Raw genomic sequence first — 20,948 nt, forward strand, 5'->3', positions numbered from 1 at the left:
GTAAGGAGCCGACATGAGCAACGACAAGAAAGCGGATTTTTCCGGCGTAAGCGCCAAGGTCGATACCACCGCGGACAAGGTGGAGAAGGCCGACTTTTCCGGCGTCACCGCCAAGGTGGATACCACCGCCGAGAAGGTGGGATCGCCCGAGCAGACCTACACCGTGCAGAAAGGAGACACGCTGTCGCACATTTCCAAGCAGTTCTACGGCAAGTCCAGCAAGTGGCACGCGATCTTCGAAGCCAACCGCGACCAGCTCGACGATCCGGATCTGATCAAGCCCGGCCAGGTGCTGAAGATTCCTGCCGCCGATAACGACTGACCCTCCTTTCCCGCCTCTCGAGGACACCTCCATGAACCGCAAGACTCTCGCTTACGCACTGATCGTCGCCTTGGCCGGCTCCGTCGCCCTGGTCGGTTGCAAGAAGAAGGAAGAACCCGCCGCCGCACCGCCGGCCGCCACCGAACCGGCGCCGATGCCGGAAGCCACCCCGCCCGCGCCGGCGCCCGCCGCCGCGACCGTCAGCGGCGTCACCGTCGGCACCACGGCCGCAGCAGACAAGTCCGTCGCCGCCGCGACTTCGTTCAAGTCCGGCGACAAGATCATCGTTTCGGTGAAGACCGACGGCGCCGCCAGCAACGTCGAAGTCGGCGCCAAGCTGACTTACCAGGACGGCCAAGTCGCCGGCGAACAGAAGCAGACGATCAACACCAACGGCCCGGAAACCACGAACATCGAGTTCAGCAACGCCAACCCGTGGCCGGCCGGCAAGTACACCGTCGATGTGACCTTGAACGGCGCACCGGCGGGCACGCAGCAGTCGATCGAAGTCAAGAACTGATACGCGAAGTTCGCGGAACCGAAGAAGGCGCGGCGAAAGCCGCGCCTTCTTTTTTCCTTTCGCGCCGACGCATTTTTCTAATGTCGCAAACGCGGCAAATTCATTCTTCTGGAGCGCCAGCGATCACGCAGCGAAGCGACGCCAATACGAACGGTCCACCATCGAACTACGGACCGAGACCGAGAATCGGCGTGCTGTCCAGTTGCAGCGCCCGGCGGATCGAGAAATGCGACGCTACGCACCGCCGTTGAAGTTGGGCACTTTCTTTGGTTACTTTCTTTGTGCCAGCAAAGAAAGTGACCCGGGCGTCAGCCCGGAAGCCTTTGTCCATGCGATGAGTCGCATCGCGATCATCACGCGCATCGGCGCCCCCTGGGTCCCGGCTTTCGCCGGGATGACGAGCAAAAAAGCAAAGTCGCTGGATTCCCGCCTCCGCGGGAATGACGGCTGAAGACCGGTCGGGTGCCGCAAGAGAACCGGCCCGCCCTTTGCCCCCGGCCGCGCAAACCGCGACAATACGCCCCTGGCCCGCGCCGTACGTTGCGCGGCATCGCAGGAGAAATCCCCTTGTCCGACGCGTCCCTCCCGACGCCGCCCGCCGGCGGCGCCAAGATCACCAAGCAGCCCGGCGGACTCAACGTCCCCGACCGCCCCATCGTTCCCTTCATCGAAGGCGACGGCACCGGCCCCGACATCTGGCGCGCCAGCGTGCGCGTGCTCGACGCCGCGGTGGCCAAAGCCTACAGCGGCAAGAAAAAGATCGAGTGGATGGAAGTGCTGGCCGGCGAGAAAGCCTTCAACGCCACCGGCAACTGGCTGCCCGACGCTACCGTCGACGCCTGCCGCGATTACCTGGTTTCGATCAAGGGCCCGCTGACCACGCCGGTCGGTGGCGGCATCCGCTCGCTCAACGTCGCGCTGCGCCAGATGCTGGACCTGTACGTCTGCCTGCGCCCGGTGCGCTGGTTCGAAGGCGTGCCTTCGCCGGTGAAGAAGCCGGGCGACGTCAACATGACCATCTTCCGCGAGAACACCGAGGACATCTACGCCGGCATCGAGTTCGAACCCGGCAGCGCCGACGCGCAGAAAGTGCTCGACTTCCTGCAGAAGGAATTCCCGAAGTCGTTCGACAAGATCCGTTTCGGCACCCAGGACAAGATCGACGCCTGGGACAAGCAATTGCAAGGCATCGGCATGCCGGCGCGCGCCAGCAAGGTGCAGGTCGGCGTCGGCATCAAGCCGGTGAGCTACCAGGGCACCGAGCGCCTGGTGCACAGCGCGATCACCTACGCGATCATCACCGGCGCCAAGTCGGTGACGCTGGTGCACAAGGGCAACATCATGAAGTTCAGCGAAGGCGCGTTCCGCGACTTCGGCTACCAGGTCGCGCGCGAATCCTTCGGCGCGGTCGAACTGGACGGCGGCCCCTGGCACGTGATCCCGGAAGGCAAGCCGGGCGCGGGCATCGTGATCAAGGACGCGATCGCCGACGCCTTCCTGCAGCAGATCCTGCTGCGGCCGAAGGAATACGACGTGGTCGCCACGCTCAACCTCAATGGCGATTATTTGTCCGACGCGCTGGCCGCGCAGGTCGGCGGCATCGGCATCGCGCCGGGCGCCAACATCAACTACGTCACCGGCCACGCCGTGTTCGAAGCGACCCACGGCACCGCGCCGAAGTACGCCAACCAGGACAAGGTCAATCCGGGCTCGGTGATCCTGTCCGGCGAAATGATGCTGCGCTACATGGGATGGACCGAAGCGGCGGATGCGATCATCGCCGCGATGGACAAGGCCATCGGCTCCAAGCGCGTCACCTACGACTTCGCCCGCCTGATGGACGGCGCCACCGAAGTGAAGTGCAGCGAGTTCGCGGACGAGATCATCAAGCATCTCTGAAGCGGCCGTTTCGCAACGACCTCAAAAGCCCGGCGCAAGCCGGGCTTTTTTGTTTGGGCCTGGCTTTGTAGAGCGGGGCTCGCTCCGCTGCCTTGGCTCTTTGCTTGTGTAGAGCGGAGCTTGCTCCGCTGCTTTTCGGACGAGGGCGAAAATCCAGAGCAGCGGAGCAAGCTCCGCTCTACACGAGCAACAGCAACGGCAAAATCGGCGAGCAAGCTCCGCTCTACAAAGCGGTGCCGTCGACTTCGTAGTGGACGACGTTGGGCTCGTACTCGAGCAGGAAACCCGCATCTTCGGGGTAATACTTGGCCTTCTCGACGTCGCTGCCGGCGAAGGCTTCGATCGCGTCCATCGAATCCCAATGGGTCAGGATCAGGAAATGCGCGATCCGTCCGGCCTTGCGGTGCATCAGGCTCACCGACCGATTGCCCGGCGTGCCGCGGTAATCCGGCACCGCGCGCTCGCGCAGGAATTTCAGGTATTCGTCCGCGACCGCGGTCAGGGTGATGCCATGCCAGAGTCTTGCGATCAAAGCCTCGTCCTCGCGAAAGTCAGAACACGGCCGCTTCGTGTTCGGCCAGGGAAAAGAAATCGCGCACGGACCCGACCGCGCGGTCTTCGTCGAAATCGGCGCAGGTGTAGATCACCGTGGACACGAAACGCGGCCCGGTCCAGACCGCGACGTAGATGCCCGAGTCGATCAGCGGCACGAAACCGTCGTAGCCTTCGTTCGCCGCTTTGCCTGCGCCGCTGGTGCGGTGGACGATCGGCTCGCCGTAAGTACGCAAGTTCAAGTCGCCGGTGATCCGGGCGAAGTAAGCCCGCACCGAATCCTCATCGACTTCGGTGCGGTAGTAGCCTTCGACCAGCAAGCGCTTGCGGTAGATCTCCGGCGCGATCGCGGTCAGCGCGGTCCGGTGCATGGATCGCAGCGTGGATTCGCCTGCCATCAGCGGAACGGCGACAGCGAGGTCGAGCAGACCGCGAAGATGGCGCCGCGCCGGAACGAAGCGCGCCGCTCGGGCCGCGCCGGACGACGGGGCTCATCCGCCTGCGGCTCGCAGGGAATCGGCTCGCCCTGGTCGGTCTTGCCGGCCAGGCTCAACGCCAGCTGCGGGTCCTGGATATAGCCCTGCTGGAACAGCAATCCGGTATAGAGATTCATGATCGGCTCCCATGAAACTACTTGAGTGGGATGAAAGATAGGCGCATGCTTTCCCTAGCAAAAGCGACGCTTTTGCAAGTCTTTGTTGAATTCAATTCAAATCAAAGCTATGAGCCGCCCCCCGCTGCACGCCCTGCAAGGCTTCATCGCCGCCGCCCGGCTGGGCAACCTGTCGCGCGCGGCCGAATCGCTGAACCTGACCGTCAGCGCGCTCAGCCACCAGATGCGCGGGCTGGAGGAGCGGTTGGGCCAGCAGCTGCTGGTGCGCAATTCGCGCGGGGTCGGCCTGACCGCGGACGGCGAGCGCTTATTGGAACGCGTCGCGCCGCACCTCGACGCGATCAATCAAGCCCTGCGCCCGTACGCGGCCAGGCACGACGACGTGCTGACCGTCAGCGCGACGCCCTCGATGGCCTCGGCCTGGCTGGTGCCGCGGCTGAGCGACTTCCTGGCCGCGCATCCGCAGATCGAGATCAATCTGCAATCGAGCTCGGCGGTGGTCGATTTCGCCCGCGACACCGGCGTCGACGCGGCGCTTCGCATCGGCTACGGCCACTGGCCCGGCGTGACCGCCGAGCATCTGTTCGACGAATGGCTGGTGCCGATGGCCAGCCCCGCGCTGATCGCGAAGATGGGCCGGCCGAGCTTGCAGACCCTGCGCGACTGGCCGCTGCTCGGCGATCCGGACGGACAATGGAACCGCTGGTTCGCGCGCCACGGCATCGAGCCGCCGGCGCGTTACGTGGCGTATTTCGACGATTCCGAAGCCCACCATCGCGCCGCGCTCGACGGCGTGGGCGTCGCGCTGGGACGGCTGACGCGCGCGCGACTGCTGCTCGATTCGGGGCAATTGGTGCGCCTGACCCGCGAGCGGATGAAAACCGACTATGCGCATTACCTGGTCTATCCGTCGCGCTCGGCCACGCACCGCGGCCTGCTCGCCTTCCGCGAATGGCTGCGCGGCAAAGCCGACGAGCATGCGCAGCATATGGAAGGCGCGGGGCCGGCCGACGCCTCGTCTTCGTAGAGTCGAGCTTGCTCGACTGCCCTTAACGGCCGTGGCTTACATGCGCGAAGCGAAAAAGCAGTCGAGCGAGCTCGACTCTACGTTCCGTGGCCTTCGAGACTTGCGCCGGACGCGCAGCCGCGTTGCAATCGGCCCTCCCGCCCGCTGGAGATCGTGATGCGCCTTTCCGCCAAACCCCTGCTCGCCGCAGCGCTGCTTTGCGCCTGCGCGTTTTCGGCCGTCGCCGCCGACAAGCCCGCGGCCAAAACCGATCCCGCGCTGAGCGCCGCCATCGCCGGCCAATGGCGCGATCCGAAGAACGTCGCCCGCGACGTCTACCGCCATCCGGCGCAAACGCTGACTTTCTTCGGCGTGAAGCCGAACCAGACCGTCGTCGAAATCACTCCGGGCGGCGGCTGGTACAGCGAAATCCTGGCGCCGTATCTGCAGGCCAAGGGCCAGTACGTAGCCGCGCTGGCCAAGGCTTCCGACCCCAACAGCTACGGCGGCCGCAACAACAAAGCGCTCACCGACAAGTTCGCCGCCGACAAAGCGCGCTACGGCGGCGTCAAGATCGCCGAGTTCGACGCCAAGGCGCCGTCGTTCGGCGCGGCCGGCAGCGCCGACGCGGTGCTGACTTTCCGCAACGTCCACAACTGGGTGGATGCGGGCAATGCGGAAAGCTATTTCAAAGCGTTCTACGCCGTGCTCAAGCCGGGCGGCACGCTCGGCGTGGCCGACCATCGCGCCAAGCCCGGCACCGATCTGGAAAAGATGAAGGAATCCGGCTATCTCACCGAAGCGCTGGTGATCAAGCTGGCCACCGACGCCGGCTTCAGGCTCCAGGCGAAGAGCGAGATCAACGCCAACGCGAAGGACACCACCGACCACCCGAACGGCGTGTGGACGCTGCCGCCGACCAATCGCCACGACGCGGCCGACGACGCCAAGTACAAGGCGATCGGCGAAAGCGACCGGATGACGTTGCGGTTCGTCAAGCCGAAGGCTTGAGGCCTGTGTAGCCCGGGTAAGCGCAGCGCACCCGAGACACGATCGCGGCTCGACCCCGGGTGCGCTGCGCTTACCCGGGCTACGGGATTCCCGTCCGATGCTGATCGCCTTCAACAAACCCTACGGCGTGCTGTGCCAATTCACCGACCGCAGCGCGCCGCCGCGCCGCACGCTCGCCGAATTCGGCTTGCCCGCGGACGTCTACCCCGCGGGCCGGCTCGATTTCGATTCCGAAGGCCTGCTGCTGCTGACCGACGACGGCGCGCTGGCGCACCGGCTGACCGATCCGCGCCACAAACGATCCAAGACTTACTGGGTGCAAGTGGAAGGCGCGCCGCAACCCGAACAGTTGCGAGCCTTGCGCGACGGCGTGACGCTCAACGACGGCCCCACCGCGCCGGCGCAAGCGCGCTTGCTCGACGCCGCACCCTCGCTGTGGCCGCGCGATCCGCCGGTGCGCATGCGCAAGACCGTGCCCGACGCGTGGCTGGAATTGGCGATCTCCGAAGGCCGCAATCGGCAGGTACGGCGGATGACCGCCGCGGTCGGTTTGCCGACCTTGCGCTTGGTGCGCGTCGCCGTCGCCGACCATGGGCTGGACGGATTGCGACCCGGGACGTGGCGAAGCATCGATATTCGGCCGGGCGCTTAACCATTCAGGGACGCCGTTCGCTAGGCTGAATACGTTGTCGGATGTTCGGCGGACCTGATACCGTCGTCGCGCCGATGGCGATAGGTAGTCGGTTCGGGGGCGGAATGATCGTAACGGCCAACCATGCGGGCAGGATCCTGGTCGTCGACGACCAGCCGGCCAACCTGCGCGTGGTCAGCACCCTGCTGTCCCGGCAGGGCTACGAAGTGGACAACGCCGGCGACGGCCCGACCGCATTGGAACTGTGCCGCCGGCACGCGCCGGACTTGGTGCTGTTGGACATGATGATGCCGGGCATGGACGGTTTCGGCCTGATCGCCCAGCTCAAGCAGCACGAAGAACTGCTGCGCATTCCGGTGGTGTTCCTCACCGCCGCCCACGATCGCGACTTGCTGCTGCGCGCTTTCGACGCCGGCGCCGTCGATTACGTCACCAAGCCGTTCACGCCCGAAGAACTGTTGGCGCGGGTCAGCGCGCACATCGGCTTGAAGCTGACCCGCGACCGGCTGGAACGGGTCGCCCGCGAACGCGAGGAACTAGTCAACTTGGTCGCGCACGATCTGAAGAATCCCTTGAGCAGCGTGCTGTTCGCCAGCGATCTGCTGATGAGCGGCGCCGCCCGCCCGGAACGGGCGCCGCATTATCTGCACGTGATCCGGGAAAGCGCGCAGGACGCCATCGACTACATCCACCGATATCTGGAAATGCAATCGGCCGCGCAGCAGGCGCGCAGCACTGCGGCGCCGCCGGCGACCTGCGATCTGGGCGAAGCGATGGAATGGCTGGTGCGCCGCTACGAGATGCAACTGGAGGCGCGCGGCATGCGATTGATCGTGCGGATGCCGAGCGACGAGGCGCGCGTGGCGATCGACGGCCTGGTGCTGCGCCAGGTGGCCGAAAACCTGGTCACCAACGCGATCAAATACGCCCAGGCCGGCGGCGAGCTGGAACTGTCGGCGCGCAACGGCGCGCAAGGCTATCGGCAACTGATCGCGCAGGACCGCGGACCGGGCATCTCCTTGCACCGCCAACGCGATCTGTTCAAGCCGTTCGTGCGCTTGGACGAGCATACGGGCAGCGATCCGATGTCCAGCGGCCTGGGCCTGTCGCTGGCGCGGCAGATCATCGCCAACGCCGGCGGCCATCATTGGTACGAGGATCGCGAAGGCGGCGGCGCGCGGTTCGTGATCGAACGTCCCGAAGCGCGCGGTTCGTAGGCCCGGCGCTCCACTTCGGCAGAGTCGAGCCTGCTCGACTGCTGTTGATCACGATACGAAAAGCCGTCGAGCAGGCTCGACTCTACAACACTGACTTACTCGGCGGCGGGGGTGCGCCGCGAACGCGATGTCGCCGGCCGCGACGCGCGCTTGGCTTCGACCCGCTTCGACGTGCCTTCGATCGCGCCTTGGCCGTCGCGCTGTTTCGCGCGGCGCCGAGCCATGTACCAAAGCAGCCCGCCCGCGGCGACGGCCGCCACCGCGACCGCCGGGTTGCGCTTCACCAATCGCGTGGCGACCTTCGTGCCGCTCCTCAACGCGGTCAGCGCGGCCCCGGTTTCGACCCATTTGATCGCGCTGTCGGGCACCGCCTGGCGGATGCCTTGGCCGATGCTGCCGGCCAATTCCAAGGCGCGTCCGGGCAGCGATTCGAGTTTGCTCATGTCGGTCTTCCTGGCGGAGGAACAGGCCCGCAGTGTCCGGGCGCGGGCGTTCAGGCCGCGTGAGAAGGCCAGGGTTCTTGCGAGAGCGGCTTCAGCCGCGAGCTCTTCCTTCAGCTAGCAGTTTGGTTGAAAGCTCGCGGCTGAAGCCGCTCCCGCAGAAAACGGAGCTCGATCAGGTCCCGCGCGGTTTCGCGCGATGGGTCGCGACCGCCGACCACGGATCGTCCGGCCAGGGATGCTTGGGATAACGCCCTTTCATTTCCTTCTTCACTTCCGGATAGGTGCGTTCCCAAAATCCCTTCAAATCCTGCGTGACCTGCAACGGACGCCCCGCCGGCGAGAGCAAATGCAGGGTCAGTGGCACGCGGCCTTCCGCGATCCGCGGCGTGTCGGCCAAGCCGAACAGTTCTTGCAGCTTCACCGCCAATACCGGCGGTTCGCCGTGCCGGTATTCGATGCCGCGCTCCATGCCCGACGGCACTGCGATCCGCACCGGAGCGAGCTGGTCGATGCGCTGCCGCAGGTTCCAATCGAGCGCGGCCCTCAGCGCGGAAGACAGCGCTTCCTGGTCCAGCGCGTCCAAGCGCGTTTTGCCGGCGAACGCCGGGCGCAACCAATCGTCGAGCGTTTCGAGCAAGACGGCATCGGAAAGATCCGGCAGCCCGAGTTCGGGCATCCATTCGCGCAGGCTGCGCACGCGCTCGCGCCATTGCGACAGCGCATCGGACCAGGGCAGCGCTTCCAGACCCAGTTCGCGCACCGCGTCGGTCAGCGCTTGCGCCGCTTGCGCGGGATCCGGTCTGCCGGCCGGGCGCGACGACAGCACGATGCCGTCGTAACGGCTTTCGCGCAGCGCCGTCAGCGCGCGCCGCGCGGGATCCCAACGCACCGCGTCGACCTCGCGGAAACGTTCCGGAAAATCGCGACGCAAACGCGCTTCGTCCAACGGCGCGCCGCGCAGGATCAGGGCGTCCTTCGCTTCGAAACGCAGTTCGCTGGCCACCAGCCAGGGTTCGCCGTACAAGGCGCTGTCGTCGAACAAGCGCGCCATGCGGCCGTTGGCGAGCAGATAACGGCGCGGATCGCCCGGATGCTGGTAGGCGATGCGGTCGGGGAAGGCATGCAGCAACAGATCGCCGAGCAGATGCGCTGGCGCGTCCGGCGGCGGCGCGGATTCCAGACGCAAGCGCCGCCGCCACTGCTTCGCGGCCGCGTCGATCGCCGCCAACGCGCTGCGGCTGGCGGCGCCCGCGCCGCGGCCGCTGCGGAACGCGGCCAGCGCGCGCCAGCGTTCGGCCAGCGCGTCCGAACGCGAGCGTAAAGGGTCGCGCGCTTCGATCAATGCGGCCAGATCGCAAGCTAAGGCGCGTTCGTCGTCCGCGCGCGGCGACAGCAGCATCGCCGCGATCCGCGGATGCGTGCCGAGGGCGAGCAAGCGCCTTCCGAAAGGCGCGATCGCTTCGCCGTCGAGCGCGCCGAGCCGGCGCAGCAGATCGCGCGCGGCGGCCATCGCGCCCGCGGGCGGCGGATCGACGAAACGCAAAGCCTCGCTGCCCCACGCCGCCAGCTCCAAGGCCAAGCCAGCCAATTCCACTTGCGCGATTTCGGGACGGCGCTGCGGATCCAGGCGCTGCGATTCGGGCCACAAGCGATACGCCCAACCTTCGGCGACGCGACCGGCGCGGCCGGCGCGCTGGTCGGCTGAGGCTTGCGAAATCGCTACCGCATCCAAGCGCGAAAAACCGGAGTTCGGGTCGTAGCGCGGCTCGCGTGCCAAGCCGCTGTCGATCACCGCGCGCACGCCCGGCAAAGTCACGCTGGATTCGGCGACGTTGGTGGCCAGCACCACGCGGCGCCGGCCTTGCGGATCCGGACGCAGCGCTTCGGCTTGTTTTTCGATGGGAAGTTCGCCGTGCAGCGGAATCACGACCGCGGCCGTCTCCGTACCGCTTCCCGCCTTCAACGCGGACTCGACCCTCGCGATCTCGCGCTGCCCCGGCAAGAACACCAGCACGTCGCCCGGATGCTGCGCCAGCGCGTGTTCGATCGCGCGCCGCGTCTGCGCTTCCAACGATTCTTCGCGGCGCGCCGGGAAATGGGCCACGGCCACCGGAAAACTGCGGCCGGCGCTGCCCAGGCGCGGCGCATCGAGGAATTGCGCGAGACGCTCGCCGTCCAGCGTCGCCGACATGACCACGATGCGCAGGTCTTCGCGCAGGCCGGACTGCACGTCCAGCGCCAAGGCCAGGCCCAAATCGCCGGCGAGGTGGCGCTCGTGGAATTCGTCGAACAGCAGGGCGCCGACGCCGTCCAAAGACGGATCGTCTTGCAGCATCCGGGTCAGGATGCCTTCGGTCACCACTTCGATCCGCGTCTTCGCCGATATTTTGTTCTCGAAGCGGATCCGGTAGCCGACCGTTTCGCCGACGGCCTCGCCGCGTTGCGCCGCCATGAAACCCGCCGCGGCGCGCGCCGCCACGCGTCGCGGTTCGAGCATCACGATCTTGCGGCCGCCGAGCCACTCCGCATCGAGCAGCGCCAACGGCACTTGGGTGGTCTTGCCGGCGCCGGGCGGCGCTTCCAGCACCAGGCGCGGATGCGCGGCCAGCGACTCGCGGATGCGCGGCAGCAGTTCGGCGATGGGGAACGCGGAATCCATCCGCTCAGGATAATGGTTTCCGTCGCGCGGCCTTTGAAAAACGCACGGCAGGCACCAAGCTATGCCGTCTTCCGCCCACCCTTCCTCGCTGGCCATCGCATGCAGCTCATCGATATCGGCGCCAACCTCAGCCACGACAGCTTCGATCACGACCGCGACGCCGTGCTCGCGCGCGCCCGCGAAGCCGGCGTCGCGCAGTTGGTGGTCACCGGCGCCAGCCGCGAGCATTCGCCCAAGGCGCTGGCTCTGGCGCAATCGCACCCCGGCTTCTTGTTCGCCACCGCGGGCGTGCACCCGCATCACGCGGCCGAATACACGGACGAGGCCGATGCGGAGATGCGCGCGCTGCAGGCGCATCCGGAAGTCGTCGCGGTCGGCGAATGCGGGCTGGACTATTTCCGCGATTTCTCGCCGCGCCCGGCGCAACGCAAGGCCTTCGAGCGCCAGCTGCAGATCGGCGCCGACACCGGCAAGCCGCTGTTCCTGCACCAGCGCGACGCGCACGCCGATTTCATCGCGATGATGAAGAATTTCGACGGCCGGCTCGGACCGGCCGTGGTGCATTGCTTCACCGGCACCCGCGAAGAATTGTTCGACTACCTGGACCAGGATTGGCACATCGGCATCACCGGCTGGCTCTGCGACGAGCGGCGCGGGCTGCATTTGCGCGAGCTGGTCAAGCACATCCCCGCCGAGCGGCTGATGATCGAAACCGATGCGCCTTACCTGCTGCCGCGCACGGTCAAGCCGCAGCCTTCGCATCGGCGCAACGAGCCGATGTTTTTGGCCCACATCGTCGAAGAACTGGCACGGGATCGCGGCGAAGACGTCGCGGCGACGGCCGCGGCGACCACGGCCGCGGCACGCGCGTTCTTCCGCTTGCCGGCGGCTTGAAGCGCCGGCTTAGGCCGCGAAACCTCGCTTACTCCTCGTCCGCGTCCGATTCCGCGGCCGGCGCTTGGTCGTCCAGATGCGCGCGCAGGAAGGCGCGCGCGCGGCGCCAATCGCGCCGCACCGTGCGCTCGCTGATGTCGTGGGCCAAGGCGATCTGGGCGTAGTCCATGCCCGCGAAGAATTTGCATTCGACCACGTCGACCAAGCGCGGATCCACTTCGGCCAGCGCCTGCAGCGCGTCTTCCACCGCCAGCACGTCGACGTAGTTGGTTTCCATGCCGGTTTCGCGATCCGGATCCAAGGTCAGCATCACCATGCCGCCGCCGCGCTTGGCCGCCTTGCGTTCGCGCAGATAGTCGATGAGCAGATTGCGCATGGTTTTAGAGGCCAGCGCGAAGAAGCGGGCGCGCACCAGCGGATCGTCGCCGGCCTGCTTGTCCGCGATGCGCAGATAGGCTTCGTGGACCAGGACGGTGGTGTCCAAATTGGTCCGGGCGCGGCCGCCGAGCCGATAGCGCGCGATCGTGCGCAGCTGCTCGTAGATGTCCTGGCTCAGCTGCTTCTGCACCGCCTGGCCGCCCGGGCCCATCGGCGACGGAGGGTTGGTCGGAACGCCTTGCACTGATTTCATTGGAGCGAGCTCCCGCCTCGCTTTGCCGCCGCTTCACCGACCGGCCTGCGCGGCCGACGGATGCTTCCGAGAACTGCGTCGCACTATATACGCGCTCATTCCACGCCATCGGAGCCGATCGAAGCGTCGCTGGCCCGTCTGGCGATCGTTCTGCAGCCGCGCCAATCGACATCGTTTCGAGCCGCGCCCCGCACCCGCAGCCTCGTCGGCCGCGCTGCCGGCGGATCGGCGGCTGTCTTTTCGGTTGAGGCCGTAATTCCTTCAAAATCAACCAGTTAAAACTTGGCTCGAGATGTTGGCGATGCCTCGTCCCGGGCTTCGCCAGAATGCGGGCATCTGGTTTCCGACATGTATCGTGACGGCGGTCAAAACTCAGCGCGCAGCCGCTTGAGCCGCTCATTTAGGGGGCCTATGATCCCTCGCCCGGCCCGACGAGCGGCCAGGCAAGGGGCTTGGGCGGAGCGCTCCCGAAGCCGCTTCCGGCGATCGACCCGCGCCCATTGCGAGGATCCGCGTGACTACCGCCTGGCACCCGGACAACACCATCACCGAAGTCGACCTGGCCCGGCAAGCGAAGCTGGGGGCGGTGACGGAGATGGCGATCGAAGAAACGCCGCAGGGCTACCAAGTCGTCGTGCGCTTGAGCTGGCATCCGGACCGCGTGGCCTTGCGTACGCGCCGCGCGGCCGCCGAGCCGCGCATGTTCAAGAGCCTTGAGCGTTTGGTCGGCCATATCCGCGAGCGGTATCCGACGGTGCGGCACGTCAGCATCGAATTGATGAAAGCGCCCGCAGCGAAGCGGGCCGCGCGCTAGCCGCTCCGGCCTTTCCTGCCTTCGCGGGCTGTCGAGCAGGCCTTTCCGCCTGGCCATGGGCGACGGGCTTTTTCGTCTTCAGAAATTCCATGCCGTCCATCGGAATCGCCAAGCATGTGTTCTCCGCCCCACTTTCGCGGCGTGCGCGCGCCGCCGCAGATCTCGCGAGCGCGCCGTCGCGATTCGAGCAGGGTGGGCGGACGTGGGTCTTTTAGTTCGGAATGGCCGTTCGCTATCCGGATCCTTCGCCGCGCGACCGTGCGGCGAACAAGAGTCCGCTGATGGCTGCGCGTCCGCGTTCGGACCGCCGTCCCGTAAGCGACGCCGAGGTGCGCTTCAATCGCAACGGCTATAGCTTGCTGCTGCGCAGCGAAGGCCGCCTATCGCCCGTGCGCGAAGGCCGCCGCGTTCGGCGCTGGCCGGACCTGGACCGCGCCATAGCGTTCCTGGTGAAGCACTACGGCGCGCTGCCCGTGCGGCTACGCCTTCGCGGGACGCGAACGCCCACCCCTCGCGCCGCGAACGAAACAGCGTTGTAACCGGCGCGGCGGGCGGAGCTTCGATCCCTCCGTTCGTCGCGCCGGACCTGTCCGCACACCGGCTGCGATCGATCCGCCGGCGCGTGGCCAAATTTCGTGGCCCGGAGAAAAAGAACCGCGCGGCCGGGATGCCGCGCGGGGGCCCGAATCCGGGCCGTCGCCAAATCACCGATGTGCGGCGCCGCGCTTCAAGGCGCTTCGGTCGCGACAGCCAACGCGGCGTCCGGCTCGTTCGCGCGCGTTTCGCGCACCAGGCGCACTTGTCGCACGCCGGGCTTGCAGGCGCGCCGCACTTCCGACATCAATCGCTCGCGCGCGGCATAGGCATGGCCGAAGTTGGCGATGCCCGTGAATTCGGCCACCGTCCGCTGGCTGGGCAAGCGGGCGCAATCCACCGTCAGCGCGTTGGACGGCGACGCCGCGGCCGCGGCGAGCGGGGCGGCGGCGAACAGGATCAGAGAAGACAGCTTGGCGTTCATGGGGAAGGTCCTGTCGGCGCCGGAGATTTCCGGCGACGCCAGCGTCCGGCCGGAAGCGGCAGGGGTCTTGAGGCGGCCGTTCTGCGTTTAAGAGGGTTGTGCGGAGAGGCTTAGGGAATGCTTAGGCCGCCCGTACGCGTGTCAAACTCCCGCCGCGTCGCCCCGTTTACCGTCCTCATGAGCGAATCGAACCCGCCCTCGCCGCTGGCTTTCGACGATGTCGTCATCGACTTCGCCGGACGCCGCCTGCTGCGCGCGGGCGAAGTGCAGCCGCTCGAACCCAAAGCCTTCGCCGTGCTCGCCCTGCTCGCCTCGGCGCCCGGGCGCGCGTTCGGGCGCGACGACATCCTCGACGCCGTCTGGGGGCACCGCCACGTCACTCCGGGCGTGCTGAACCGGGTCATGACCTTGTTACGGCACGCGTTGGGCGAAGACGCCAACGCACCGCGCTATCTGCACACCTTGCACGGCGTCGGCTATCGCTTCGATCTGCCCGCCGCGCCCGATCCGGCTCCGAGCGCGGAAACGGGCGGCGATCCGCCGCGCCGCCGCGCCGGCGATCGCATCGAAGCCGCCGGGAAATCGCGCTGGCGCATCGCGATCTGGGTCTCGGTCGGATTGCTGTTGGTCGCCGCTTCCGGCTGGCTGTGGCGGCGGTACGCGCACGGGGCCGACTCCGAACCCGGGGCGACGGCGCCCGTCGCCAATCCGGTGCTCGCCGTGCTGCCGCTGCGCGCCCTCGGCGACGATCCGCGCGGCCAAGCCTTCGCCGACGGCCTGAGCGAAGAACTCATCAATCTGCTGGCCCGGATCAACGGCCTGCGCGTGACCTCGTACGCCTCCTCGCTGCAATTGCGCGACGGCGCGGCGCCGCGCAGCGAAGTCGCACGGCGCCTCAACGCCACCCACTTGCTGGAAGGCAGCGTGCGTCAGGACGGCGAACGCCTGCGCATCACCTTGCGCCTGATCCAGGCCGATGGCGACCGCACGTTGTGGACGCAGAGCTACGACCGCGAATTGCGCGACATCTTCGCGATCCAGGACAGCATCGCCCGCCTGGTCGGCTCGGCGCTGCAGTTGCAGCTCAACGTCGGCTCGCGGCCGCGGCCCGGCCCGGGTGAGGATCCGCAGTTGTATCGCCGGTATTTGTTCAGCCGCGGCGACAGCGGCGGCAACGCCTCCAACCCCGCGCAAGCGGGCGCGGTCGCCGAGCGCACGATGCGCGAGATGCTGGCCGAGCATCCCGGCTATGCGCGCGCCTGGGGCGGCCTGGCCGTGACCTTGTGGATGCAGGCGCTGCGGCCGTCGCCGCGACGCGGGGACATGCGCAAGGAAGCCGATCGCGCCGCGGCCACCGCCCTGCGCCTGGACCCGAACCAGACCGACGCCCTCGCCGTGCTGTCGGCCAAGGCCTGCAACGAACAGCGTTGGAGCGATTGCCTGCGCTTGTCGCGCCGCGCGGTGGAGCTGGCGCCGTCGGACAGCGTCTGGCGCAATTGGTACGCGTACCGCCTGGCGACGATGGGCTACGTCGATGCCGCGCTGCGCGAAATGGACGTGGCGCAAGCGACCGATCCGCTGGTGCCGATGCACAACTTCACCCGCGGCAGGCTGCTGGACACGCAGGGCCGGCACGACGAAGCGCGCACGTATCTGCTGCGCGCCGATCCGGCGCTCAGCCCGACCGCGATCTTCTTCAACGCGCTGTGGCGCGGCGACCGGGCGACCGCGCGGCGCGCGGTGGAGGCTTTGCCGAAAGAAGTGCCCTGGCGCGCTTCGGAACTGGCCGCGCTGGACGCGATGGCCGATCCGAAGCTATGGCCGAAGGTGATGCCGATCATCGAAGCCAACGAAGCGCTGGCCAAGGACGGCATGGTCCCTTACGACTTCACCCGCATGCTGCTGCCGCAACGCGACTACGCGCGCGACATCGACGGTTTGGACGGTGTGCAGCAGGAAGGCTACGCCACCTACCAGTGGGTGTTCTGGCAACCCGAATCGCAGGCGCTGCGCCGGCATCCGGCGTTCCAAGCGTATTTGCGCCGCAGCGGCCTGCTCGCGTTCTGGCGCGAGCACGGGTGGCCTGACGTGTGCCGCTCCGACGGCAAAGACGGCGCGGTTTGCGATTGAGGCTAACGGCCCCTACGACGGTTTTTCATGTAGCCCGGGTAAGCGAAGCGCACCCGGGACGCCATGCCGCACCTGCCGGTAAAGCCCCGGGTGCGCTTCGCTTACCCGGGCTACGGATCACGAGCGCAAACCGACGCCGCGCTTGAGCAGCCACAGCCCCAATGCCGCCAGCGCGGCGACGAAGCCGAGCATCAGCCCGTACGCCACCCACAGCGGCACGTCGCTGCGGTCGAGCAGGCCGTAGCGGAACGCGTTGACCATGTAGAAGATCGGATTCGCGTGGGTCATCGCCTCGGCCCAGGGCGGCAGCAGCTTCACCGAATAGAACACGCCGCCCAGGTACGTCAGCGGGGTCAGGATGAAGGTCGGCACGATCGCCACGTCGTCGAACTTCTTCGCGTACACGGCGTTGACGAAGCCGGCCAGCGAGAAGATGGTCGCGCCGAGCAGCACGGTGGTGAAGGTGATCAGCGGATGCGGGACGCGCACGTGGGTGAACAGCATCGCGATCAGCAGCACGATCGCGCCGACCATCAAGCCGCGCACCACCGCGCCGGCGACGTAGCCGCCCAGGATCACCCAGTTCGGCATCGGGCTGACCAGCAATTCCTCGACGTGGCGGCCGAACTTGGCGCCGAAGAAGCTGGAGGAGATGTTGCCGTAGCTGTTCTGGATCACGCTCATCATCACCAGACCGGGGACGATGAAGTCCATGTACTTGATCCCGTCCATGGTGCCGACGCGCGAGCCGATCAGGCCGCCGAAAATCAAAAAGTACAAGGTCATGGTGATCGCCGGCGGCACCAGGGTCTGGCCCCAGATGCGCAAGATGCGGTTCACTTCGCGGCGGACGATGGTGCCGAACGCGGTGAGGTTGCGTTGCGCGGCGCTGGGTTCGGTGGCGATAGCTTGATTCATTGGCCTGTCTTTGTTCTTAAGCCGTCATTCCCGCGAAGGCGGGAATCCAGCGACTTTGATTTTCTGCAGAAAGCGACGAGGCGACCTTGGTGCGCCGCGCGCCCTCACCCAGCCCTCTCCCGCAAGCGGGAGAGGGCTTAAGCCTCACGCCACCTGCTCCGGCGGCGGCTGCGCGGTGCTGTCTTCGGCGTTTTCGCCGGTGAGCCGCACGAACAGCTCTTCCAAGCGATTGGATTTGGTCCGCATCGACCGCACCCGGATGCCCGCCTCGCCCAGCGCCGCGAATACGCGGTTCAAATCCATCGCGCGCGGCATCTCCACGTCGAGCGTATGGTCGTCGGCCGCGACCAGCGTCGTGCCTTCGATCGTCGGCAACGCTTGCGGCAAATGGCCGTCGATGTCCAACAAGAATCCTTCCACGTCGAGCTTGGCCAGCAGCGCTTTCATCGGCCCCTGCTCCACGATCCGGCCGCGGTCGATGATCGCCAGGTTGCGGCACAGGCTTTCGGCTTCTTCCAGGTAATGCGTGGTGAGGATGATCGTGGTGCCGGCGGCGTTGATCTCCTTCAGCGTCTTCCACATGCCGCGGCGGATTTCGATATCGACGCCGGCGGTCGGCTCGTCCAGGATCAACAGGCGCGGCCGGGTCATCATCGCCCGTGCGATCATCAATCGCCGCTTCATGCCGCCGGACAGCGTGCGGCTCATCATGTCCGCCTTCTCCCACAGCTGCGCGCGCTTGAGTTCTTCTTCGGCGCGCACCAGCGCTTCGGCGCGCGGCACGCCATAGAAGCCGGCGTAGTTGACCAGGATGTCGCGCGGCTTCTCGAACATGTTGAAGTTCAATTCCTGCGGCACCAGCCCGATCAGGCGCATCGCCGCGTCGCGCCGGCGCGACAGGTCCACGCCGAACACTTCCACGTCGCCGTCGGTCTTGTTGACCAGCGAGCTGACGATGCCGATCAGGGTGGACTTGCCGGCGCCGTTGGGGCCCAGCAAGGCGAAGAAATCGCCGGGCGCGACGTCGAGCGAAACGCCTTTCAGCGCCTCGACGCGGTTGTCGTAGGTTTTGCGCAGCCGGCGCACCGAAAGCGCGGGCGTTGCGGCTCCCGCCGCGGGGTTTTCAGCCATTTCCGGGACCTGCGCCGCGAGCGGCGCGGCGAATCCCGTTAGTATAGGCGGCCCCGCGGCGCCGTTCAGGCCACGGACCGTTGCAGATCCGTCGGATTTCCGTGGCCATCCAGCACTTCCCGCTCAAGCTCGTCTCGCGCCGCATGCTGGCCCCCACCGTGGGCCATTACACCTTCGTCCGCGGCGACGGCGCGCCGCTGGATTTCATCCCCGGCCAGTTCATCCAGGTCCACTTCCACTACGCCGACGGCACCGCGACCAAGCGCAGCTACTCGCTGGCTACCATTCACGACCACGCGCTGAGCCCGGGCGAAGCGGTCGAGATCGCGGTCAGCTACGTGCCCGGCGGCGCGGCTACGGCCTTGTTCGAAGGCTTGGAGGACGGCGGGCAGATCGACGCCAGCGGCCCGTTCGGCCGTTTCTGCCTGATGCCGGCGGACGCCAATCGCCGCTATCTGCTGATCGGCACCGGCACCGGCGTGACGCCGTACCGGGCGATGCTGCCGCAGATCGAGAAGCTGATCGCCGAACGCGGCATCGAAGTGGTGCTGCTGTTCGGCGCGCGCACGCCGGAAGAACTGCTGTACGGCGACGAATTCCGCGCCTTCGCCGATGCGCATTCCGCGTTCCGCTTCGTGCCTTGCTTCTCGCGAGAATTGCCGGCCGACCCGCATCCGGACGTGCGCCACGGCTACGTGCAGCAATTCCTCGACGAATTTTCGCCGAGCGATAGCGACATCGCCTATCTGTGCGGCAACCCGAACATGGTCGACGCCTGTTTCGAATCGCTGAAAGGCCACGGCCTGCCCGTACCGCAGATCCGCCGCGAGAAGTACATCAGCAACAAGTAACGACGCATCCTCGGCGCCCGAGCTTTTTTGTGGCCGAACTCCGGTCACATGCGGCCCGCCGCCACGTCATGTCATTCTGAACGCCGAGTCCTGGCAACGGAATCCGCAGGCCCATGTCCCGAAAATCCCGCTACATCGTCGTCGCGCTGCTGCTCGCCGCCTGGTTCGGCTACCGCTACTACGCCGAACACCGTAAACCGGCGGCCGCGACCACAACCGCGAACGCGCCCGCGGCGCCGCAGCGCAAGCTCGGCAGCCTGGCCTTCAAGCCCTGCACGCTGGCTTCGCCGTTCGGCGCCGGCAGCATCGAAGCGCAATGCGGTTCGCTGCAAGTCGCCGAAAATCCGGCGCAGCCGGCCGGACGCAAGATCGCGCTGAACATCGCCTGGATTCCCGCCGACGAAAAAGGCGACCACGCGCCCGACCCGGTGTTCATGCTCGCCGGCGGTCCGGGCCAGGCCGCGGCCGAAAGCTATCCGGCGGTGGCGCCCGCCTTCGCCGAAGTGTCGAAGAAGCGCGACGTGATCCTGGTCGACCAGCGCGGCACCGGAAAGTCGCACCCGTTGACCTGCAAGTCGGACGCCGGCGAAGGGGACGCCGGCGACGACGCCGCGGCGCTGCAGGCCGCGCGCGCGGAAGCGGAAACATGCCGCGACGCCTTGGCCAAGAACGCCGACCTGCGCTTCTACACCACCACCGACGCGGTGCGCGACCTGGACGCGGTGCGCAAGGCGATCGGCGCCGACAAGATCAATTTGATCGGGATTTCCTACGGCACCCGCGTCGCCCAGCAATACGCGATGCGGCACCCGGCCAATACGCGCACGATCGCGCTGGATTCGGTCGCGCCGAACACGATCTACCTGGGCAACGATTTCGCGCGCAATCTGGAGAACGCGCTGGATCTGCAATTCGGCCGCTGCGCCAAGATCCCGAACTGCGCCAAGGCGCTGGGCGATCCGCGCCAGCGCTTGAACGCCTTGATGGCCAAGCTGAAGGCCGAGCAGCCGATGGTGAGCTATCGCGACGCGGCCACCGGCGAATCCAAGCAGGAAAAACTCACGCCCATGCACGTGGCCGCCTTGGCGCGCATGTACGCCTACGCGCCTGCGGCGGCTTCGCTGCTGCCCTTGCTGATCGACGAAGCCAGCGCCGGTCGCTACGAAGGCTTGATGGCGCTGTCCAAGATGCTGACCGGCAGCCTGTCCGACCAGATGGCCTACGGCATGCAGTTGTCGGTGATCTGCAGCGAAGACGTGGACGGGGTGCGCGGCGATCCGTCGATGGCGTCCTCGCTGCTCGGCAACGCGCTGGTCGACGTGCTCGTCGCGCAATGCGCGATCTGGCCGAAGGGCGCGCGTCCCGACGATTTCCACCAACCCTTGGCGACGCCGGTGCCGGCCTTGCTGATGTCGGGCGAACTGGATCCGGTGACGCCACCGAGCTACGCCGACAGCGTGGTCAAGACGCTGCCCAACGGCCGCGCGTTGACGTTGCGCGGACAAGGCCACAACGTGATCGGCGCCGGTTGCATGCCGAAATTGTTCGCGCAGTTCCTGGACAAGGCCGATGCGAAATCGCTCGACGCCAAATGCCTGGACGCGCTGACCTACACGCCGCCCTTCACTTCCTTCAACGGTTGGGAACCCTGACCGGTCCCCGCCGCA

23 protein-coding genes are annotated in these 20,948 nt (G+C 66.9%); 14 read left to right on the forward strand and 9 right to left on the reverse strand.

The features are described from left to right. The first annotated feature begins 13 nt into the window (after positions 1-13). From FCE95_RS08090 to icd, 4 genes are all read left to right on the forward strand, one after another. A complete protein-coding gene (locus FCE95_RS08090; RefSeq protein ID WP_137266525.1) occupies positions 14-322 on the forward strand; it encodes a LysM peptidoglycan-binding domain-containing protein in 309 nt (102 codons plus the stop codon). Positions 323-353: 31 nt separating this feature from the next. Beyond that, complete coding sequence (locus FCE95_RS08095) at positions 354-842, forward strand: hypothetical protein (protein WP_137266526.1); 489 nt, start codon at positions 354-356, stop codon at positions 840-842. Between the two features lie 226 nt (positions 843-1,068). Next, on the forward strand, positions 1,069-1,293 hold the full coding sequence (locus FCE95_RS08100) for a hypothetical protein (RefSeq protein ID WP_137266527.1): 225 nt from the start codon (positions 1,069-1,071) through the stop codon (positions 1,291-1,293). Positions 1,294-1,409: 116 nt separating this feature from the next. Beyond that, positions 1,410-2,741, forward strand: coding sequence for an isocitrate dehydrogenase (NADP(+)) (icd, locus tag FCE95_RS08105; RefSeq protein ID WP_137266528.1), 1,332 nt, complete (start codon positions 1,410-1,412; stop codon positions 2,739-2,741). Positions 2,742-2,964: 223 nt separating this feature from the next. On the opposite strand, the gene FCE95_RS08110 is transcribed toward icd, so the two are convergent. From FCE95_RS08110 to FCE95_RS08120, 3 genes are read right to left on the reverse strand one after another with little or no spacing between them, the layout of a single operon-like run. Continuing rightward, positions 2,965-3,273, reverse strand: coding sequence for an antibiotic biosynthesis monooxygenase family protein (locus FCE95_RS08110; protein ID WP_137266529.1), 309 nt, complete (start codon positions 3,271-3,273; stop codon positions 2,965-2,967). A gap of 19 nt (positions 3,274-3,292) precedes the next feature. Then, a complete protein-coding gene (locus FCE95_RS08115; RefSeq protein WP_137266530.1) occupies positions 3,293-3,664 on the reverse strand; it encodes a hypothetical protein in 372 nt (123 codons plus the stop codon). 26 nt (positions 3,665-3,690) lie between these two features. Further along, entirely contained in the window at positions 3,691-3,906 is a 216-nt protein-coding gene (locus FCE95_RS08120; RefSeq protein WP_137266531.1) for a hypothetical protein, read from the reverse strand. Between the two features lie 109 nt (positions 3,907-4,015). On the opposite strand from FCE95_RS08120, the gene FCE95_RS08125 reads away from it, so the two are divergent. The 4 genes from FCE95_RS08125 (at position 4,016) to FCE95_RS08140 (ending at position 7,792) form a co-directional block, all read left to right on the forward strand. Further along, positions 4,016-4,933 carry a LysR substrate-binding domain-containing protein gene (locus FCE95_RS08125; RefSeq protein WP_137266532.1) on the forward strand — a complete coding sequence of 306 codons (918 nt, stop codon included), beginning with the start codon at positions 4,016-4,018 and terminating at the stop codon, positions 4,931-4,933. A 156-nt stretch (positions 4,934-5,089) separates the two neighbouring features. Beyond that, positions 5,090-5,923 (forward strand): class I SAM-dependent methyltransferase, encoded by an 834-nt coding sequence (locus FCE95_RS08130; RefSeq protein WP_137266533.1) that lies wholly within the window; start codon positions 5,090-5,092, stop codon positions 5,921-5,923. 97 nt (positions 5,924-6,020) lie between these two features. Then, positions 6,021-6,575, forward strand: coding sequence for a pseudouridine synthase (locus FCE95_RS08135; protein WP_137266534.1), 555 nt, complete (start codon positions 6,021-6,023; stop codon positions 6,573-6,575). Positions 6,576-6,679: 104 nt separating this feature from the next. Next, a complete protein-coding gene (locus tag FCE95_RS08140; protein ID WP_189644687.1) occupies positions 6,680-7,792 on the forward strand; it encodes a hybrid sensor histidine kinase/response regulator in 1,113 nt (370 codons plus the stop codon). Between the two features lie 95 nt (positions 7,793-7,887). Here the strand turns inward: FCE95_RS08140 and FCE95_RS08145 are convergent, their stop codons facing one another. Together FCE95_RS08145 and hrpB are read right to left on the reverse strand one after the other, a co-directional pair. Then, entirely contained in the window at positions 7,888-8,235 is a 348-nt protein-coding gene (locus FCE95_RS08145; RefSeq protein ID WP_137266536.1) for a hypothetical protein, read from the reverse strand. 172 nt (positions 8,236-8,407) lie between these two features. Continuing rightward, complete coding sequence (hrpB, locus tag FCE95_RS08150) at positions 8,408-10,894, reverse strand: ATP-dependent helicase HrpB (RefSeq protein ID WP_137266537.1); 2,487 nt, start codon at positions 10,892-10,894, stop codon at positions 8,408-8,410. Positions 10,895-10,993: 99 nt separating this feature from the next. Here hrpB and FCE95_RS08155 point away from each other — a divergent pair, with 99 nt between their 5' ends. Continuing rightward, positions 10,994-11,788 (forward strand): TatD family hydrolase, encoded by a 795-nt coding sequence (locus FCE95_RS08155; protein WP_137266538.1) that lies wholly within the window; start codon positions 10,994-10,996, stop codon positions 11,786-11,788. Positions 11,789-11,816: 28 nt separating this feature from the next. On the opposite strand, the gene FCE95_RS08160 is transcribed toward FCE95_RS08155, so the two are convergent. Next, a complete protein-coding gene (locus FCE95_RS08160; RefSeq protein WP_137266539.1) occupies positions 11,817-12,419 on the reverse strand; it encodes an ECF-type sigma factor in 603 nt (200 codons plus the stop codon). Positions 12,420-12,933: 514 nt separating this feature from the next. Here FCE95_RS08160 and FCE95_RS08165 point away from each other — a divergent pair. Both FCE95_RS08165 and FCE95_RS08170 read left to right on the forward strand, forming a co-directional pair. Further along, positions 12,934-13,233: a hypothetical protein gene (locus FCE95_RS08165; RefSeq protein ID WP_137266540.1), complete on the forward strand. Its 300-nt coding sequence runs from the start codon at positions 12,934-12,936 to the stop codon at positions 13,231-13,233. 221 nt (positions 13,234-13,454) lie between these two features. Beyond that, positions 13,455-13,772 (forward strand): hypothetical protein, encoded by a 318-nt coding sequence (locus tag FCE95_RS08170; RefSeq protein ID WP_137266541.1) that lies wholly within the window; start codon positions 13,455-13,457, stop codon positions 13,770-13,772. 188 nt (positions 13,773-13,960) lie between these two features. Here FCE95_RS08170 and FCE95_RS08175 read toward each other — a convergent pair whose 3' ends face one another. After that, on the reverse strand, positions 13,961-14,251 hold the full coding sequence (locus tag FCE95_RS08175) for a hypothetical protein (protein ID WP_137266542.1): 291 nt from the start codon (positions 14,249-14,251) through the stop codon (positions 13,961-13,963). Positions 14,252-14,428: 177 nt separating this feature from the next. Here FCE95_RS08175 and FCE95_RS08180 point away from each other — a divergent pair, with 177 nt between their 5' ends. Then, entirely contained in the window at positions 14,429-16,381 is a 1,953-nt protein-coding gene (locus FCE95_RS08180) for a winged helix-turn-helix domain-containing tetratricopeptide repeat protein (RefSeq protein WP_189644688.1), read from the forward strand. Between the two features lie 117 nt (positions 16,382-16,498). Here FCE95_RS08180 and FCE95_RS08185 read toward each other — a convergent pair whose 3' ends face one another. Next, a complete protein-coding gene (locus FCE95_RS08185; protein WP_137266544.1) occupies positions 16,499-17,299 on the reverse strand; it encodes an ABC transporter permease in 801 nt (266 codons plus the stop codon). A 144-nt stretch (positions 17,300-17,443) separates the two neighbouring features. Next, entirely contained in the window at positions 17,444-18,430 is a 987-nt protein-coding gene (locus FCE95_RS08190; RefSeq protein ID WP_137266545.1) for an ABC transporter ATP-binding protein, read from the reverse strand. Between the two features lie 143 nt (positions 18,431-18,573). Between FCE95_RS08190 and FCE95_RS08195 the strand changes: the two genes are divergently transcribed. Together FCE95_RS08195 and FCE95_RS08200 are read left to right on the forward strand one after the other, a co-directional pair. After that, positions 18,574-19,281: an FAD-binding oxidoreductase gene (locus FCE95_RS08195; RefSeq protein WP_425481302.1), complete on the forward strand. Its 708-nt coding sequence runs from the start codon at positions 18,574-18,576 to the stop codon at positions 19,279-19,281. 113 nt (positions 19,282-19,394) lie between these two features. Further along, complete coding sequence (locus tag FCE95_RS08200) at positions 19,395-20,933, forward strand: alpha/beta fold hydrolase (RefSeq protein WP_137266547.1); 1,539 nt, start codon at positions 19,395-19,397, stop codon at positions 20,931-20,933. The last annotated feature ends 15 nt before the right edge of the window (positions 20,934-20,948 follow it).

Origin of the sequence: Luteimonas gilva (assembly GCF_005239095.1) — a bacterium.
In the GTDB taxonomy this organism is placed as follows: Bacteria; Pseudomonadota; Gammaproteobacteria; order Xanthomonadales; family Xanthomonadaceae; genus Luteimonas_C; species Luteimonas_C gilva.